This is a genomic window from Nostoc sp. (assembly GCF_036919495.1).
Classification (GTDB): domain Bacteria; phylum Cyanobacteriota; class Cyanobacteriia; order Cyanobacteriales; family Nostocaceae; genus Nostoc.
In genome coordinates this window covers 24,042-42,633 of sequence record NZ_JBALBZ010000067.1, presented here as the reverse complement: position 1 = coordinate 42,633, position 18,592 = coordinate 24,042, and the positions used below count along the sequence as shown (strand labels likewise).

16 protein-coding genes are annotated in these 18,592 nt (G+C 41.1%); 9 read left to right on the top strand and 7 right to left on the bottom strand.

Translation table 11 applies throughout. The features are described 5' to 3' along the window. Positions 1 to 208: 208 nt before the first annotated feature. Complete coding sequence (locus V7K25_RS08670; protein WP_335156965.1) at positions 209 to 1,972, bottom strand: serine/threonine-protein kinase; 1,764 nt, start codon at positions 1,970 to 1,972, stop codon at positions 209 to 211. A gap of 283 nt (positions 1,973 to 2,255) precedes the next feature. Between V7K25_RS08670 and V7K25_RS08665 the strand changes: the two genes are divergently transcribed. After that, entirely contained in the window at positions 2,256 to 2,918 is a 663-nt protein-coding gene (locus V7K25_RS08665) for a Uma2 family endonuclease (protein WP_335156963.1), read from the top strand. A 97-nt stretch (positions 2,919 to 3,015) separates the two neighbouring features. Here V7K25_RS08665 and V7K25_RS08660 read toward each other — a convergent pair whose 3' ends face one another. Beyond that, a complete protein-coding gene (locus V7K25_RS08660; RefSeq protein WP_335156961.1) occupies positions 3,016 to 4,569 on the bottom strand; it encodes a YcjF family protein in 1,554 nt (517 codons plus the stop codon). Between the two features lie 276 nt (positions 4,570 to 4,845). Between V7K25_RS08660 and V7K25_RS08655 the strand changes: the two genes are divergently transcribed. From V7K25_RS08655 to V7K25_RS08645, 3 genes are all read left to right on the top strand, one after another. Further along, positions 4,846 to 5,391: a DUF937 domain-containing protein gene (locus V7K25_RS08655; RefSeq protein ID WP_335156959.1), complete on the top strand. Its 546-nt coding sequence runs from the start codon at positions 4,846 to 4,848 to the stop codon at positions 5,389 to 5,391. Positions 5,392 to 5,529: 138 nt separating this feature from the next. Continuing rightward, the gene (locus V7K25_RS08650; RefSeq protein ID WP_335156957.1) at positions 5,530 to 6,084 is read left to right on the top strand and encodes a pyridoxamine 5'-phosphate oxidase family protein; all 555 of its coding nucleotides are present in this window, start codon (positions 5,530 to 5,532) and stop codon (positions 6,082 to 6,084) included. A 32-nt stretch (positions 6,085 to 6,116) separates the two neighbouring features. Continuing rightward, the gene (locus V7K25_RS08645; RefSeq protein ID WP_335156955.1) at positions 6,117 to 6,623 is read left to right on the top strand and encodes a GNAT family N-acetyltransferase; all 507 of its coding nucleotides are present in this window, start codon (positions 6,117 to 6,119) and stop codon (positions 6,621 to 6,623) included. Positions 6,624 to 6,846: 223 nt separating this feature from the next. On the opposite strand, the gene V7K25_RS08640 is transcribed toward V7K25_RS08645, so the two are convergent. The 3 genes from V7K25_RS08640 to V7K25_RS08630 all read right to left on the bottom strand — a co-directional run bounded on the left by V7K25_RS08640 (position 6,847) and on the right by V7K25_RS08630 (position 7,880). Continuing rightward, the gene (locus tag V7K25_RS08640; protein WP_335156953.1) at positions 6,847 to 7,023 is read right to left on the bottom strand and encodes a hypothetical protein; all 177 of its coding nucleotides are present in this window, start codon (positions 7,021 to 7,023) and stop codon (positions 6,847 to 6,849) included. 138 nt (positions 7,024 to 7,161) lie between these two features. Further along, the gene (gene arfB, locus V7K25_RS08635) at positions 7,162 to 7,578 is read right to left on the bottom strand and encodes an alternative ribosome rescue aminoacyl-tRNA hydrolase ArfB (protein ID WP_335156951.1); all 417 of its coding nucleotides are present in this window, start codon (positions 7,576 to 7,578) and stop codon (positions 7,162 to 7,164) included. Positions 7,579 to 7,625: 47 nt separating this feature from the next. Further along, positions 7,626 to 7,880, bottom strand: coding sequence for an RNA-binding S4 domain-containing protein (locus V7K25_RS08630; RefSeq protein ID WP_335156949.1), 255 nt, complete (start codon positions 7,878 to 7,880; stop codon positions 7,626 to 7,628). 696 nt (positions 7,881 to 8,576) lie between these two features. Between V7K25_RS08630 and dpdE the strand changes: the two genes are divergently transcribed. Beyond that, positions 8,577 to 11,885 carry a protein DpdE gene (gene dpdE, locus V7K25_RS08625; RefSeq protein WP_335156947.1) on the top strand — a complete coding sequence of 1,103 codons (3,309 nt, stop codon included), beginning with the start codon at positions 8,577 to 8,579 and terminating at the stop codon, positions 11,883 to 11,885. A gap of 318 nt (positions 11,886 to 12,203) precedes the next feature. On the opposite strand, the gene V7K25_RS08620 is transcribed toward dpdE, so the two are convergent. Next, a complete protein-coding gene (locus V7K25_RS08620; RefSeq protein WP_335156945.1) occupies positions 12,204 to 13,799 on the bottom strand; it encodes an adenosine deaminase in 1,596 nt (531 codons plus the stop codon). A gap of 337 nt (positions 13,800 to 14,136) precedes the next feature. On the opposite strand from V7K25_RS08620, the gene V7K25_RS08615 reads away from it, so the two are divergent. Together V7K25_RS08615 and V7K25_RS08610 are read left to right on the top strand one after the other, a co-directional pair. Next, positions 14,137 to 15,228, top strand: coding sequence for a DUF4350 domain-containing protein (locus tag V7K25_RS08615; protein WP_335156943.1), 1,092 nt, complete (start codon positions 14,137 to 14,139; stop codon positions 15,226 to 15,228). Positions 15,229 to 15,410: 182 nt separating this feature from the next. Next, positions 15,411 to 16,361: an AAA family ATPase gene (locus tag V7K25_RS08610; RefSeq protein WP_335156941.1), complete on the top strand. Its 951-nt coding sequence runs from the start codon at positions 15,411 to 15,413 to the stop codon at positions 16,359 to 16,361. A gap of 137 nt (positions 16,362 to 16,498) precedes the next feature. On the opposite strand, the gene V7K25_RS08605 is transcribed toward V7K25_RS08610, so the two are convergent. Next, entirely contained in the window at positions 16,499 to 16,762 is a 264-nt protein-coding gene (locus tag V7K25_RS08605; RefSeq protein ID WP_335157185.1) for a fluoride efflux transporter FluC, read from the bottom strand. Between the two features lie 241 nt (positions 16,763 to 17,003). On the opposite strand from V7K25_RS08605, the gene V7K25_RS08600 reads away from it, so the two are divergent. After that, positions 17,004 to 17,483, top strand: a complete 480-nt coding sequence (locus V7K25_RS08600; protein ID WP_335156939.1) for a YbjN domain-containing protein — start codon at positions 17,004 to 17,006, stop codon at positions 17,481 to 17,483. A 65-nt stretch (positions 17,484 to 17,548) separates the two neighbouring features. Then, positions 17,549 to 18,271, top strand: coding sequence for a lipoate--protein ligase family protein (locus V7K25_RS08595; protein WP_335156937.1), 723 nt, complete (start codon positions 17,549 to 17,551; stop codon positions 18,269 to 18,271). Positions 18,272 to 18,592: the final 321 nt, after the last annotated feature.

Below are 18,592 nucleotides of genomic sequence, written 5' to 3'. Positions count from 1 at the left end.
TAAAAGAAACTCGTAGGGGCGCAATATATTGTCCTCCTACTCGCATTTTAAAATTATTATATGTCAATACAGTTCAGTTAAACCCCAAATTTTTTGTAGAGACGAAGAAAATCAACGTCTCTACATACCTAAAATCAATACCAAAAATCCTTAACCCAAGTGTATTATGTTATATCTAACTAATCTCTAAATCAAGAAATTGCTGTAACTAGCGAATATTAACCTCTTGCAGGTAATTTACTCCTTGAACATATTCAATATTAGTGGCTGAGTTTTTAGAGAAAAATGAATTTTTTCTTTTTAAAGAAGCGACCTTTTGATAATCAGTCAGCAGGCGTTGTTTTTGAGTATATTCATTCAATTTGACTTGAGCTTGAGCATAAACTAGAGTATCGTTGGGAATATTTCGGAGAAATTTTACAGCCTGATCAAAATTACCAACAAATGCTTGTTTATAGGCTTTCTGTAAAAAGTAAGCTGCTCTAATCTGGCGCTTTCGATTGTACTCAGCCAACTTGTCTTGAACTAAAGCACCCGCACGACTTTCTTTAGGAATTTGCCGCAGATATTGTAAAGCAGCAGAAAAATCTTTTGTATCGGCACTTTCGTAAGCTTTTGTTAATAAATCTTGCGTCTGTACTTCAATGTTGACGGATGCTTGCTGAACTAATTTATCTGTTTTAGATTTCCAATATAAAATATTTGGAACATTTGCAACAGCATGAATAACATCTGACCATTTGCCCTCATGAAAAGCTGTTTGGGCTATTTGGTATTGCTGTGCAGCTACTTGCCATTGCTCTTGCCATTCTTCAATTGTGGCTTGCGCTTCTGGATAAACATTGCTGTGGGAGGGAATTGATTTAGCAAGTGCGATCGCTTCTTCTAAATCTCCTGCTTGATATTCTTGTGTGGCTTTAGATAAAGTTTCTGTTTCTGAGTATGCAGGCGCAGCATTAATTAAAGAATATACACCAAATCCCATCACTAAAGAATTAGCTGCCAGTCCTACTTTCATTCCTGTTAATAACGGAGATAAATTTCCAGATGTAAGATTATTATTTCCAATCGCCGCTTCTATAGGAAATTCATCATCTGCTTCTAAAATTTCTGGTGGTTGTTCCCATATTATTTGTTTGAGTACCCGCAGCACCTCACTGGCAGACTGAAAGCGATCTTGGTAATTGTAGCGGATCATTTGGCTGATAACAGCAGCTAGATAATCGTTAACTGGTGTGTTTTCAGAACGCCAAACAATTTCATTAGTATAAGGATCAGCTTTTAATTTTAGTGGTTCTAAGCCAGTTAAAGCCTGGATGGCAACCATACCCAAAGCATAAATATCACTGTTAGGCTGTGTTTCTCCAATAAATTGCTCTGGCGGTATATAGCCTAATGAAGTGACGGGAATTCTATAAATGGGCAATTCCGCACCTATGCCAAAATCGATAGACTGGATTGAGCCAAAGTCAATCAAAACTAACTGGCGTTGGGCATCGCTATTACGTCTAATCAAGTTTTCCGGTTTGATGTCGCAATGAATTATGCCTTGAGAGTGAACAAATTCCAGAATACCTAAGACATCTATCAGGAATTCTACAACTTCCATTTCACTCCACAGACACCCCCATTGTTGATCGATGGGCAATTCCGCAGCCAACGCATGTCCTTCAATCCACTCTTGGACTAAATAAAATCGCTCGTCTTCTTCAAAGCAGGCGATAAATTCAGGAATTTGCTGATGGCTTCCCAAAAGCTTGAGGGTTTCGGTTTCAGCCTGAAACAGTAACCTCAGCATCTCCAAGTAGCCGGATTCGGAACTACTAACTTTAATCTGCTTAACAACGCATTTGGAATTCTCTGGATAATCTACGTCTACAGCTATGTATGTTTGTCCAAATACCCCTGCACCCAGGCTTTGGATAATTTGGTAACGCCCTTGTAGTAATTTACCGATTATGTGGTGACTCATGACCTGGTTACTTAGTAAGTTCTTTTATTTACTTTTTCTGCCATTCCCACCTGTTTCCGGAAGACTTTAGAAATAAATGACTAAATTTTTGATACTGGAATATAAGTTTAATTTTTAAGTATTTTTGCGTAATGAAATATAATTTTTTATTAAAATTTGTATCTTTTATTTCATCGAAAATAGTCGATGAAATTCAAGCAAAAATGTCTAATGTGCAACCTGAGTTACCCTTGAGTTATGAGCAAATAAGTTTAAATTTTGATTTTGGGATTGAGGACTACTTATGTTCAACTACAATCCGCTAGAGTGTCTACCTTCATCGGTAGAATTACCAGATTCTGATGATACACCTGTGGATAACGAACTGCAAATATTAGTTCCTAATTTATTATTAGCTACTTTAGCTTTAATCTGGCAAAACCGTGATGATTGGTTTTTCGGCATCAACATGGGAATTTATTATACACCCAGTAACCCTGCCATTGTTCCAGATGGATTTCTCAGCTTGGGTGTAGAACGTTTTGTTGGAGAAAATGGACGTTCTAGTTATGTTCTTTGGGAAGAAGATGGAATTGTGCCAACTTTAGCTTTAGAGGTTGTTTCTCAAACTTACAACGGTGAATATGAACAAAAGAAAATAGATTATGCCAACTTAGGTATTTTGTATTATGTAATTTATGCTCCAACACGTTTGCGACGAAAGCGACAACGTTTAGAAGTTTATCGTTTAGTTGACGGTAAATATATTTTACAACCAGGAGATAAACTCTGGATGCCTGAAATTGGTTTAGGTATTGGAATTGAAAGAGGAACCTATCAAGGAAAAACACGGGAATCGCTATATTGGTATGATGAAAATAATAGTAGGTATTTAACGCCAGAAGAAGAATTGCAAAATCTTTTAGCTAAATTACAACAGCAAAAAATTGACCCTAATACACTTTAAATATGCGTTCTAAAGACTTGCTTTTTGATGCATTCTTTTTTTACCTTGAATTTTTACCGCTTAACAACAGTAAGCACGTTTGTTTTTGAATTTTCAATTAACTATTAGCTTCTTCATCGTGTTCAACTACTTCAACCTTATCTTGTAACGGCTTCACTACCCGCGCGATCGCTTCTTGAATAAAAGCCTTAATAAACTCATCTCTGCGATTAATTTGAAACTGTCGCTGTACAACTTCTGTCATTCCACCATCACCCCAATCTTGGTCATGACGAAAATATTCAACAAAACTTTTACCAGCAATTCGCGTTAAATAAGCTGCTGTCACACCTTGAATTGCTCTACCAATAATAAAGGTGGCAACATTGAGTTGCAAAGCTGTAGATAATAATTCGATTGCTCCCTTAACAATGCCCAAACTAGCGATGGTTTTCGCTAAAGAAAGGGCTAACTCTCGTCCCCGTTCCATATTCAATTCACAGCCGTAGACTCTGCCAATTTCTACAACCATTTGAGCATTAACAGCAGCTGTCGCCAGCAAATCTACCACTGGTATCGGCGTCACTGATACCACACCAGCACCAATCCACTGAAAGCGTTCTACAATTTTGTCAGCTTGACGGCGACGCTGGCCATCGATGAGTTTTCGGGCTTCGTCTCCCAATCGCAGAGATTGTAAAAGAATATTATCTGCTACCAAATCTTCACCTTCGGCGCGTAAAACAGCAGCCGTGCGCCGCAGCAAAGGGACAATATCGGGTTCCGGTTGGAAGGTTTCGCCGGTTTCTAATTGTGCAAATTGGGGATTAGCAGCGATGGCTACCACATCATTAGTAGCAATAAATCCCCGTACCCGTTGACGCAACCTTGCAAGGATGGATTCTTTATCTTCATCTGTATATAAATCAGTTTTGTTGAGAACTAAGAGCGATCGCTTCCCAATTTCTGCTAATCCCCGCAGTGGTTCATATTCTGAGCGCCGTAAGTCATTATCTACCACAAACAAGAGTAAATCGGCTTCTGTCGCCAGTTCTCGCGCCATTTGTTCCCGTTCTGTTCCTGCCACCCCTGCTTCTAAAATTCCTGGCGTATCCGTAATTAAAATCTTGCGTTCTAATCCTTTCAACCGCAGACAATAGGTTTCTCCAACCTGAGTTGTACCCATCGGTGCATCTACTTGACCCACCATCCGTCCCATAATCGCATTAACTAGGGAAGTTTTGCCAGCACTCCCCGTACCAAATACCACTACTTGAATTTCACCCCGTGCTAAGTTTGCTTCAATCTCCCGCGATTTACTTAATAAAGCTTGACGTGCTACTTCATCTTGAATTTGCCCTACCTGTTGGCGCACAGCTTGGAGAGTTGTAGAAGCAGCATCAGATTTGCCGGCAGGAATTTGCGCCGTAGTTACTCGCTTTGGGTTGCGGCGCGATCGCTTTTCTCCAGCTTGAATCACCAATACATAATAAACAAAAGCGGCAACCAACGCTCCAATGAGGACAATCAGCAGCAACAGCAGCAAATTGCCTAGCAACGGCGAATAGGACAATTGCCAATAGAGGCGCGATAGGGAATCAATTAGCCATAGGGCTAGCCCCAAAATGACGATCAGACCAACAATCAGCGTTACTATGCGTGACAGGGGCATGGCTGGGAAAGATTAGTGGGTATTCAGTAGGCAGATGCTTTTAATCTTAATAGTTTCACTATTTTTTACCAGAGTAGTAAGAAGCAGCTTTTGATTCAACCAAGAACGCTCATCTGCTTGACTAACAAAATTTTAAACCTCGCACTGCGTTTCTATCCTCCTTAAGCTAGTAGCTTTTAAAATTTTATTCGTTCACTATGAAGCTCGCGTGTTCTAATTTATTAGTGGACTTACGCCAGTTTTGGTAAGATTTTTGAGAACAAAGAGAGAAAACTTATGGGACTTTTCGATCAAATTCTTGGTGCCGTTGCTAATCCCAATCAACAAGGCAGCTTAGGTCAATTAGGAAGTATTGTTAATAGTGTACAACAGATGAGCGATACCTACGGTGGGCAAAGCCAACGCACTGGCACAGACCCTTCTACCATCCAATCAGTTTTATCAATTGTCGGTAGTCAAGTGCGTTCTGCTTTGCAACAAAAGCAAGCCACAGATGGAAATGAAGCCGCACAAAGTCTAGTCAATCAATATGCTGGGACTTCACCTAACCCCCAAGCCGTTAATTCGCTGTTTTCTCCTCAGATACAACAACAGGTAGCTCAGGTTGTTGCCGGGCGCACTGGATTAGATGCTGATATGGTTCTACAATTGCTGCCTTTAGCAGTACCTTTAGTACTGAATTTTTTGCAATCAGGTGCAAATGCTCAAAATCCCCAAGCTGGCGGGAACTCTGTACTGAATTCTTTCTTGGATGCTGACAGCGATGGTGATGTCGATATCGCTGACGCCATCCAAATGGCTAGTCGATATATGCAAAGGTAACACTTCTTAATCCCCACTCCTAACTCCCCACTCCCCACTCCCCACTCCCTTAAACATCAATAGTTAGCCCTTGCTAGATTTTTAGCTAAGGCATAGGCTGAGAAGATAGAAAATTAGTAAATATATATCAGACAGTCTATGGCTAAAGTTTTTGACTGTATTACTGAGGAACAGCAAGGCTTTATTGCAGCCCAACACCTTTTCTTTGTTGGCTCTGCACCCTTGAGTGCTACAGGCCATGTTAACCTGTCTCCTAAAGGTTTAGGCTGCTTTCGCGTCCTTTCTCCCAGCCAAGTAGCTTATTTAGACCTTACAGGCAGTGGTAACGAAACATCAGCCCATTTGCAAGAAAATGGGCGGATAACCTTCATGTTTTGCGCCTTTGAGGAACCCGCCTGTATATTACGTCTTTATGGTCAAGGAAAGACAATTTTACCGAGTTCACAAGATTGGGACTCCCTGTACTCTTTGTTTGTACCGATGCCTGGAACTCGTCAAATTATCGTCGCTGACATTGAAAAAATACAGACTTCCTGTGGTTTTGGCGTACCACTTTATGAATATCAAGGTGAGCGCCAGACTTTAGTAAACTGGGCTAGTAAAAAAGGCGAAGAGGGAGTTCGAGAATATCAACAGCAGAAAAATCTTGTCAGCATTGACGGTTTAGCCACACCACTGAGTAAATTATCTTAAATTTTACAAAAGCGGACTTTGGGGCATGAGTTATGGATTATTCTATTCGTCCACTCATACAGCAAGATGAGCCTTTTCTTTGGCAAATGCTTTACGAAGCAGCCCATCTGGTAGAAGAAGGTAATTTAACGGTGCAGGATGCAATAAATAATCCTGATTTGGCAAAATATGTTAAAGATTGGGGACGTAAAGATGATAGCGGCTTTGTCGCTATTCTGGAAAGTAGTAATCAACCAGTAGGAGCGGCATGGCTGCGTCTATTGACAGGTGAAAATAAAGGATATGGCTATGTTGATGAGCAAATTCCTGAACTAGCTATTGCCATTTTTCCTCAACATAGAAATAAAGGCATAGGAACGCAATTACTCACACATTTATTAGCGACAGCTAAAACATCTTATCTATCAATATCACTTAGTACCAGAGCGACAAATCCAGCCGTGGGTTTGTATAAACGATTTGGCTGGGAAGTTCTTGCTAACAGTGAGACAATCAATCGAGTTGGTAGCATCTCTTTTAAGATGAAAATTGATTTTTAAGCTTAAAGCTCGTCGCTTGTAGAGGCGTTATGGCGTTAAGACTAACGCACCGCTTAACTCAGAACTACCAGTCTCCACGAACGCCTCAGAATGAATTCTGATGCTTATAGCTAAAGTCTATCTATTGAAGACTAAGTAAGGGTTGTAGTCCATGCTTAGTGGACTTGGGCTATAAGAAAAGAAAATTTATTCTCAGGCAGGATAGGCAGGTGCAAGATATAACTTAAGACCCTTTAGGGTTGGTGTCACCACCAATTATTACTTTTAACAAGTTTCCTAGTAAAGAGAAAAACGCTGAAACGAAGACTATCATCATTAAACTAGCAAGGGCAGCAAAGGGAGAGATGATGAATAAGAGTAAGAGTGCAAGCATCAAAATCGTTAGTAATGTCTTATTCATCTTTTTCACCTTTAATAGTTACTACTCTCAAGCTAACCAGCTAAGTTACTATCTTGACCACAGTCAATAGAAGGAATTCGTCTTAGTTCTCTGGTAATATTTTGCAACCAAATTGAGTGCCAAAGTCTAATTTATAAATCAATAATCTGTCACTTCTGCTCTGTTAGACTTAACCTGTCCGCGCTTAGTTTTGTAGTTAAGGCGCTTTCTTTGAGAACTGCGAGTTGGTTTGGTGGGTTTGCGTTTTATCGTCACTACAACTGCGCTTTGAATGAGTTCTTGAAGTCGTTTCAAAGCTGACTCCCGATTGTTCTCTTGGCTTCGGTGTTCCTGTGCTTTGATTACAACAACTCCGTCCTGAGTGATGCGGCGATCGTTCAACTTTAAAAGCTGTTCTTTATAATAATCTGGTAATGATGAAGCCGCAATATCAAAGCGCAAGTGAATTGCCGTGGAAACCTTATTTACATTCTGGCCTCCTGCTCCTTGCGAACGAATCGCACTAATTTCAATCTCACTCTGTGGGATAATAACTTTGTTGGAAATTTGCAGCATTGCTTACAAAACAAAAGAGAAACTTTTCAATTTGCGATAAAAATCCTCTACTCGGTTTGTTCGGTAGAATCTATTACTAGGTCTTGGTCTTCATTGTTGTCCAAATTCACCTCTAAAGTCTTTCCTTCTATTGTCACTTTATCACCTGGCACTAATCGCCGCCCTCGTCGGGTTTCTAGCATACCGTTGACTTGAACATCACCACCTTGAATCATCAGCTTGGCTTGGCCTCCACTTGGCACTATACCCATCAACTTTAAATATTGATTTAACTTAATTGTGTTATCTCTAATTTTCTTCATACTAACTAAGACTACTTCATCTTAATTGTATCGTGACGTTATCAAGCCAAAACGTGAATCTATAGCAATCCGATTTGATTTTGAAATTATTTGCGTAGTCAGGCAATAGGCAACAGTCAAGAAACCTCTTTGAGTTCTACTGAACTTTTTCACGCAATCAAATATGAGTCCTATATTGCACCACATACTTACCTAATACCCTTCCTTTGTGAAGCTGCATATATTTACCCCCCGGCTACGCCGTCCCCCATTGTGAAGGGGGGACTGATTATGTGCATCTTCATACAGAATTGGTATAAATACAGTATTTCATTAATTTGTAGCAAATTTGACAATACCCTGTAATACAATGCCAATGCGTCCCGATGCATTTAAAAATGCTACTGCTTAGGTAAACTTTTAGAACGAAAATCAACGTTTGGGCTGATTTTACTAATTGGCTGTTGTGCAATACTTTTCGGATAAGCCTAACAATCTTCCTTTTGGTCTGGAAAAAGGTTAAAGAGCAAGGGGGAAAGGTGAATTTAAACCTTTCTCCTTTCCCCCTTAACCGAAAAGTATTGAGCTATAGCGATCGCTATAACAAAAAGCTGTGATGCCAGTTTATTATCTATAATGTTGATCGATAAAACTGCCAGATATAGGTGAACAAACTAGTCTGGAAGGTTCTTTTAGTGTGTTCAGGGGACTGGATCTATGATTAAGGTTGGTTTATTGGTACAGTCCCAGAATAACTCTTTGGGTATAGGAAAAGTTACTGAAATATCTGATATCAATGCGAACGTTGAGTATTTCTGCTCTATAGGGCAACGTCTTCAAAAAACTTTACCTTTAAATTCTCTCTCTCAGGTCAGGCTTGAACCCCAAGCTAGATGCTACATTAAGTCCCAAACGCAGGATAAATGGATAGTTGGCAGAGTTTTCATTTGGGATGAAGATACAGAAATGTATCAAATTGATTTACCAGATAAGAAAACTGCGATCGCTACTGAAGAAGACATTTACGTTCGTTGTAATCTCCCAAACACTGACCCCATCGAAACTCTGGCGATGAAGGGTCACGAAACACCCTACTTCCACGACAAAAGATTGGCTTTCGTCAAATCCTTGATTAAGCAACGCGCTGTCAGTCGCGGGATGACAGGACTGATTTCGGCAAATATCAATCTTTATCCTCACCAAGTTGAAGTAGTGCGGCGGGTACTGGAAGACCCAATTCAACGCTACTTGCTAGCAGACGAGGTGGGACTGGGAAAAACCATCGAAGCAGGTGCGATTCTGCGTCAATTCCTTCTGGATGAACCGAAAAAAAATGCGGTGGTATTAGTTCCGCAATATTTGCTCAAACAATGGCGGCTTGAGTTAGAAAACAAGTTTTACATCTCCCATTTTGGCAAACGGGTAGCGGTGCTAGCGGTTGAAGATATTCATAAAATCAACCTGAAAGCGAAGATAGGCTGCTTAATTTTAGATGAAGCTCATCATATCGCAGCAATGGCGATCTCTAAGGATGCGGCAGTGCGCCAGCGTTTTCAGACTTGCAAAGAACTTGCTCATAAAAGCGATCGCTTACTTTTATTATCTGCCACTCCTGTTCTCAATCATGAGCAAGATTTTTTGGCAATGTTGCACTTGCTCGACCCGACAACCTATAAAATTGGTGATTTAGCAGGTTTTCGCGCCAAAGTTGAAAGCCGTCAGCAAGTTGGCAAAGTTCTGCTTTCTTTTAAAGAAGGTGCGGAACCTCTTGTCCTCAAAAGCAACTTGCAGCAATTACGAAACCTCTTTGCTGAAGATAAGTATTTACTGAAGCTGGCGGATGATTTAGAAAATTTACCAGCGAATTCTACCGAGCAAGAGCAAATCCTCCAAGCGATTCGTGTCCACGTCAGCGATACTTATCGACTACACCGCCGAATGCTTCGTAACCGTCGCGCTGCGGTGGAAGATGTGATCTTTGACCGCAATTTTACGCCCAAAGAAGAGTATGATTTAGACGAGCGATCGCTTGATATCCACGAACTGCTCAATCAATGGCGTAGTGTTGCTCCTGGTGAAAAGCAATATCAGCGAATTTTTCTGTTATTATTCCTAGCTGCTGGTACTTGGTTAGGCATTTTAGAGCAGGTAATTAACGCCCGGTTAACTGGTAAACCTCATGCTAAACTCATCCAGGAGTTTAAAGATGATGATGTTCGCCTATTAACTACAACCCCAAAATTCTCAGGCGAAGAAGAGATTCTGCAATCCTTGCTAAAAATTATTCGTCAACCTCAAGAGGACGGACAACGGACGGAAAATTTGAAAACAGTGCTGCTGAATCAGTTAGGTACATACTTCAAAATTCCCGCAAACGTTCGGAAGAATCAAAAGGAATTCATCACCAGGATACAGCAGAGAATTAAAAGACCAATTACTGGCGATATTCTGCCCAAATTTATTGTATTTACCAGTTTTGTGCAAACTTGTGGCGAAATTGTCCGGTATTTATCTGATACTTTTGGTGCAGAGACGATAGCCAGCCATCAATTAGGAGAACCACCAGACAAGGTTGAGGAAGGCTTAAATAGATTCAAGAATAACCCAAACTGCTTTATTTTAGTATGCGATCGCTCTGGAGAAGAAGGACGTAACCTCCAGTTTGCCGATTGGTTAATTCATTTTGACCTGCCTTGGTCGCCTAATCAATTAGAACAAAGAATTGGCAGACTTGACCGCATTGGCAGCAAAATTGGCATCCAATCTAGTGCCTTGATTGGCCCCTATTTGGAAGATAGCCCTCACAATGCTTGGTATAAAGTATTGAAAGATGGATTTGGCATTTTCCAACAATCAATTGCCAGCCTCCAGTTTTATGTGGATGAAAAACTTACAGAATTAGAAACAGTTTTGTTTCAATCAGGTGCTGCTGGACTGTTAGAGATGATTTTGCCAATTCAAGAGCAAATTGAAGCTGAAATAGCAAAAATTAGCGAACAGAATGCTCTAGATGAAATTGATGCCAACGATGAAATTGCCACCGAGTATTTTCAAGAGCTAGATAATTACGATGCTTGTCATTTAGAAATTAAACGAGCAATTGAAGGCTGGATTTGTGATGCACTGGGATTCAGAGGACTGAATAACCCAGATTCATCAGAGATGCGACGTTATCAACCGACAACGCGGACATTGGTTCCCATAAATGATTTAAAAAACCGTTTTGCTGAGAGTTCCCTAGACCAATTTGGTACTTATAATCGCAGGGTAGCAAACCAGAATGCTGGTATTAAACTCTTTCGAGTTGGAGAAGGATTTATTGAAGCACTCTGGAACTATATAAACTGGGATGATCGAGGTGAAGCCTTTGCGATGTGGCGCACTGATGCATCTTGGGACTCTAAAGAAGGGAAAGAGTGGTTCGGTTTCCAATGCAATTATGTAGTCGAGGCAAATTTAAAACTTGCAAAACTTGTTTTACTAGATAACAAACTAGATAATTCTCAATTCAAAAACTTGCAGCGACGTGTTGATGCTCTATTTCCGCCAATTATAGAAACTATCTATGTTGATGGTCGTAAGGAGCCAATACGCGTTGTTGAAGATAAAGCACTCTTAAGTATTCTGCAACGTTCATATAAAGATAAAAACAATAATCAAGGACGAGATTACAATCTGGCAAAAGAGCGCTTAGGAATTATTGACGATTTTGTTGACCCTAGTAAATGGCAAAATTTCTGTTATCAAGTGCGTAATACTTCTGCGGAATTACTCTCTAATCGTCCCGATTTTATTGACTTATGCCAAAGTTGTGCTAAGGTCGCCGAAAAGAAATTAGCCAATAGAGTAGAACAATTACGGCTGCGTCTGAACCAGCAAAGTTGGGATAATGCCTTAGCTGAAGAATTGAACATAGAAACTGCTTTAAATGCAGCCATTCTAGAGGGAATTCGTCAGCCCCAAATTAGACTTGATTCTGTCGGTTTTATTGTTGTATCGGGGCGATCGCTTGTGGAATTTGAGTGATATTATCTACGGTTAAATAGCTTTAGTTATTGTAACAACCCTGCCCTGTCTTAGGGGTGGGGTTTTTTAGTCCGCTATAGCTCAATACGCTTTGGTTAAGGAATATTTACCTGTTAAGGCAGGCAGGGGAAGCAGGGGAAGTAGGGGGAGAGATATAAATAGCTTAACTGAACAGTATTGCGCTATAAGGGACTTCCAAGAAATAAATTATTCCAAGAAACGAACCACAGAGACAAGGCAGCGCGGTCTTGGGGGTTTCCCCCATGAGCGACTGCCGCGCAGAGAACGCAGAGAGAAGAAATAGAGAGAGTTTTTGCCTCAGTTTTGGAACATTTTTTTATTTGGAAGTCCGTTCTGCAATGACTCAAACTGAGCAAATTCCGACTCTAGCTGCCATTGAATCCGCGCGCGATCGCTCTTTTGCAAAAAAGCACTGCACCCTTGAGAAACAGAGGTTTCACCAGGGGTATCGCTTGCACAAGCTAGAACTATTGCCTTAAACTCAGGCGACTTCCAAAGACTATTTCCCGAAGCGAAACTATATTCTAAGCCATTGCGAGCCAGTCGCTTGAGGTCTTTATATCCCAGCCCATATCTCGTTGCTGCTAACAAATACTCATGACTCAAATCGATGCGGGAAATGCCTTCATCATCAGAAGCAAGGGTCATTGGTACTCCAGCCTTCCAATACTCCCTAAAAGGATGCTGATCTCCCTGGACATTCAAAATAACCTCATTACTGGTCAGGCAGATTTCGACCAAAACGCCGCGTCGCCGCATTTGCTCCATCAACTCGAAGGGACGCTCTTCAAAAAGTATATCTACGCCATGTCCAATGCGAGATGCCTGTGCCACTTCTACAGCTTGCCGAATATGAAAACGTAAATCCTCGGTCTGAACCAAACCCAGGGTTAACTCTCCGGCATGGAGCGCGACCTTGACATCGGGATATTGGCGTTTGAAAAATTGCAGCATTTGCATTTGCAAGGTGTAGTCGCGCAGTGCAATCGGATTGTCTTCTGGAGCGACGAGATTGATGCCAACTACCCGCTTTTGAGATGAAGCTAGTGCAAAGGCAAAATCTAACTGAGCAAACACTTCAACGGGCGACTTTGTTCTTGTCGTTTGCTGCAAATAGCGCACCGTCACTGCACATCCAGGCTGTGCCAATGGAGTGCCGCAACCGAGTGTTTTCGAGACTTCGCGCTCCAACTGTGCAAATTGCTGGCTGCCGAGTGTCACTCGCTCGGTTAATCCTCGTTTGAGCAATTGACGGTGCATCAGAGCAAAATCTTTATTCCAACCAACTTCACGCCCTAGCTGTCGAACCTCGCTGCCCTGAACGGTAAGCATTAACTCTAAATAGGTAATATGCTGTGATGCTGCCCGATTTGCTACTGACGCGACCATATCATCCCAACGGTTCGTAGAGTCTGATATTGTCCCAAAACCACTAAAAGCGTCAAAAAATTGATCGTGTCCGGATTTTCCAGCAAATTGGAGGTTACGAGTAGACCAACGATTTATCAGGGAATCATAAACAGATGTTCGGTTTAACAATTCTGAGGCGGGAAAATAGCTACTGTCCTGACCGCAAGCCTTAGGTTCAACTAAAGCCCCCGCCTTTGGATTCACACAATATCCATCGGTGGCAGCCCACTCCAAATATTTTTCTGCGTATACAGCCCCGCTTAGATGACTGTGGATATCTCCTCCCTTCGGCATTCGCTGTACAAATGCTCGTAAAGCGGCCGGCTGTGCGCGATGGGCTTCAAACCAACTAGCAGTTTCAACTTCACTCCGAGTCGAGGACTGCTGCGAATTAGATGGGACTTGGGCTACTACACTGAAGATAAAACAGCTAGAACTCGTTAATACTCCTAAAAACAAAGATAAGCGCGCTCGTCTATGCATATAGATTTATTTTTTTGTAAAACATGGCCAGAATTATCTGAGTTCTCATGCTGTTCAAAACCATCAACTATCAATCTTTATAAGCTAGATAAACTATAGCCTAAGATAGATACGTATTAATAAATTTTAGTATTCGCTGAATAAATCGGGGCAACCTACCAGTTCAGCGCGATCGCATATACTGTAATGTGCATAATTAAAAGAACTTGTATGGTTTGTTACCACAGGTGTTTTAATGCAGGATTTAAGAAAATTAATAATATTTTTGACTTTCCCTGCAAAATAAGTAAGTATTAACACTACTGATCCTGAAACGCAGTGATTATAGTGATCGAAGATGAAACGTTCAAATCGCCTTGCTTGGATGGGAGCGATCGCACTCGCTGCGATCGTTTTACTTAGTTTATTTGCCGCTCCCAACAATACTAAAATTAGCACTGGCTCTACTTATAACCGCGCCTCCGATGGCTATGGTGCTTGGTATGCTTTTATGCAACAGCAGGGAATTTCTATCAAACGCTGGCAAAAGCCTTTTAGTGACATTCAGCCAGATAACAACCCTATTACCTTCCTACAGGTAGGCGGCGATCCAAGGCAGATGACACTCGATAGTCAAAAGCGTGAATGGATAGAAAAAGGAAATACTTTGGTAATTTTAGGTGCGGGGGCACGGGTTACAGAAGCGCAGTTTAGCACTATGCAAAAGTCCCCCCAAGGTAATATTAAAATTGATACACGTAGACGATATCAGAAAGTCAACTCCCAGCAAGTTGATTTAGGCGATCGCTTTGGTGCTGTTGTCTGGGAAAAAAATTACAATCAGGGAAAGGTAATTTTTTCTACTACTCCTTATTTAGCCGCCAACGCCTACCAAGATTATTCAAGTAATTTCAAGTATTTAGCCAATTTAGTTACTCAAAAAGGTAACACAGTATTTGTCGATGAATACATCCACGGCTATAAAGATGCCGATGTCAGAAAGAAAGAAAGCGAAGCAGATTTATCTAGTTTTGTTGCTAAAACTCCTGTATTTCCAATATTGGTACAAGCAAGTATCCTGCTATTAGTGCTAATTTGGGCGCAGAATCGCCGCTTTGGTAAGCCAGTAGCTTTAGATACACCAGTTGTAGATAACAGCGAGGCATACATTCAAGCTTTAGCGGGAGTCTTGCAGAAAGCTGATACCACCGACTTTGTTATCGAGATGGTAGGTAAACAAGAACAACTACAACTCCAAAAAGCCTTGGGATTAGGGCAAATACCTTTAGAACATCAAGCCTTGATCAATTTCTGGATAGAAAAAACAGGCGCAAGTGCAGCAGAACTAGATGCAGTTTTAAAGCTACAATCTCGCAAACAACCCATCAGTGAACGAGAACTGTTAAGCTGGTTGGGGAAATGGCGAAACATTAGATTAATTCGTAATTAGTAATTAATTTTTTGGGACTTCTAAATAAAAAATATCCCAAAACTGATGTAGAAATACTCTCTATTTCTCCCCTCTGTGTTCTCTGCGTCTCTGTGCTTTACTTATTTGCATAATTTATTTGTTGGAAATACCTTTGTAATTATGCATAATCTTTTTGCGTTAGTTATTTATCAATAAAAAATATGAGCGAAACTCATCCTATCTTAATTCATCTTGGTCAAGGTCTTAATCAAGTAATTGTCGGACAATCAAGCCTAATACAACAGCTTTTAGTAGGACTGCTAGCGGGTGGACACGTAATTTTAGAAGGAGTACCGGGGACTGGTAAAACTCTGCTAGTAAAAGTGTTAGCACAGTTAATCCAAGGAGAGTTTCGCCGGATTCAATTAACACCAGATGTTTTACCTTCAGATATTACTGGTACAAATATTTTTGACTTGAATAGCCGCAATTTCACTTTAAAAAAAGGGCCAATATTTACCGAAGTGCTGCTAGCAGATGAAATAAACCGTACTCCTCCCAAGACACAAGCAGCGTTACTGGAAGCGATGGAAGAAATGCAGGTAACATTGGATGGTGAAAGTTTGCCCTTACCAGACTTATTTTGGGTGATTGCAACCCAAAATCCCTTAGAATTTGAGGGGACTTATCCCTTACCAGAAGCGCAGTTAGACAGATTTTTATTTAAGCTGGTGGTAGATTACCCCGATCAAGCTGCCGAAAAGCAAATGCTGTTGAACCGTCAGGCGGGTTTTGCAGCAAGGCGTTTGGATATTAGCCGTTTGAAACCAATCGCAACAGTAGCCGACATTTTGCAAGCACGACAAGCAGTCAAAGAGGTTAAAGTATCAGAAGCGATCGTTGATTATTTGTTAGCGTTGGTGAGAACATCGCGTCAATCTCCCGATTTAACTTTGGGCGCATCGCCTCGCGCCGCCGGTGCTTGGTTGCAGACATCTCAAGCTTTAGCGTGGTTAGCTGGAAGAGATTTTGTCACGCCAGATGATGTTAAAGCAGTTGCATCGCCACTGCTACGTCATCGCCTTATTTTGAAACCAGAAGCAATGCTAGATGGTTTACAAATGGATGCGGTAATTGCGTCGGTAATTAATCAAGTACCAGTTCCCAGGTGAAAAAATCAACAAAAGACCAGTTTGAAAATCCAGATAATTATTAGGGCTGTTTAATTCCGATGACACACCTACTCATAGTCCCTAGCAGCGATCGCATTTAATCCGAGTGCGATCGCGCTAGCTATAATTTAAAATCTTTAAATGCTTCTTCTTGCCAATAAGACACCGATTTGGACGCAAATCATTCCCACGATCGCACTGCCAACCCAGTAAATTAACAGCATCGTGATATCTCCCTTATCTAAAAAACCTTTTGATTCCAAACCATAGGTAGAAAAAGTAGTATATGCACCGCAAAAACCTGTTGTCGTCATCAGGCGAAGTTCAGTCGAGATGATGCGAATATTCTCCGCAGCTAGAGTCAAAATATAAGCAATCAATAAACAGCCAGTCACGTTAATTAAGAATGTGCCCTAAAAACCAAAATCTTTGCCAAAAATAGCTTTTGCCAATTCGGTTCCATAAAAACGACTCAACGCTCCAAAAATCGCCCCAATCGCCACAGCTAGGGAATAACGTCCTTCGCACCCCTACACTTTAGGCATTTGGAAAGTAGACCAAAAGGAGGCTAAAACTAACTGCCTCCACAAGTTATAAAGTATGTGTAGATAAGACAGCAAGTATGTTGAGGAAAAAATCTCTATGACAAGCTACCAAGAAACCATACCTAGTAACGAATCCATTAATGAGCTAATTGCCGAGACGGCAAGCATTAACCATCTGGAGGTAATTGAGAATGTCATCGATTCTTTGGAACAAGATGACAGTGCGATGGTTAAGCGCACTCCAGAAGGTGGTTATCTCTGGAAGTTTAAGTACGGAAGTGTGGAAGTATTTGTCCAACTCAACGGGACAACCGATGAAGACACCATTACAGTTTGGTCTGCTGTGCTAAATTTACCTGCTAAAGATGAACCTAAGTTGATGCGGTATCTTTTAGAGTTAAACTGCTCTAGTACTTTTGAAGCACGTTTTGGTATTATTGAAAACCGGGTGGTTGTGATATCAACACGCACCTTAGCTGAGTTATCTCCTGGCGAAGTATCTCGACTCATTACCATTGTGGCAACGATCGCTGATAATAACGATGAAGCTTTACAATCTGAATTTGGTGCAACTTAAGGAATTTTGGATTTTGGATTTTAGGTCGCACCTTTGGTGCGCTTTCAGCGCAACTTCTGCATCGAATGCATAGCAATCAGGTTTGGCGACTAATTCCTTTGCTAGAGGCAGACGGCAATGTGCAGATGGCAATTGACCGATGGTTGCTAGAACAGCACTATTCGGGAAAGCACCCGCCAACTCTGCGTTTTTATACCTGGTCGCCACCTGCCATTTCTCTCGGCTATCATCAACGCCAATATCCTGAACATTGGCAACATTTAACTTGGCAAGGGCAAAAACTGGATTTAGTGCGGCGTCCCACTGGTGGACGGGCGGTGCTACACCAAGGTGATTTAACTTACGCTGTAATCACATCTAGACTGACGGGTAGTCGCCTCCATGTGTACGAAAAAATTTGTGAGTTTTTGATTCAAGGGTGGCGATCGCTCGGTGTAGAATTAGATTACGGTACGGCTGGGCGAAGTTACATCCACAATCCTAACTGTTTTGGTACTGCTACCAGTGCAGATTTAGTTTTGCCAGATAGTACCAAACTCATTGGTAGCGCTCAACTGCGACGTAGTGGCGCAATTTTGCAACATGGTTCCATCCGTTTGCAACCCGATGCTGAACTGTTCGAGCAAGTATTTGGTGCAGAATCTTTTACGGCTGTACAACTGCCTCAAAATCTGAGTGTAGAAGAGATTATTGCAGCTTTAGTTGCCGCAGCTAGTAATTGTTTTGATATGCAAATAGAGTTGAAACCACTCTCGCAATCTGAATGGGAGGAAATTTTGGCGCATTAGTATACCAATTAAAAAGCGCCTGGGAGTGTTGCCGTGTTTCCACCCCAAACGCTTTTTATTTTTAACTTGCTCCTCACACAATTAGATAGTATCACTGCTTCAATCAAAAGGCGAGTATATTGAGTGACACTTTCAAAACTGTACCTACAATGCAATTTTTATATATAAATTAAAAAATGCCTGGGAGTGTTGCCGTGTTTCCACCCCAGGCATTTTTTATTCTCAACTTGCTCCTCACACACAAATAAACATTATCACTACTTCTATCAAATGGCAAGTATATTGAATGAAATTTTTGACAAATTAAAAAGCGCTTGGGAG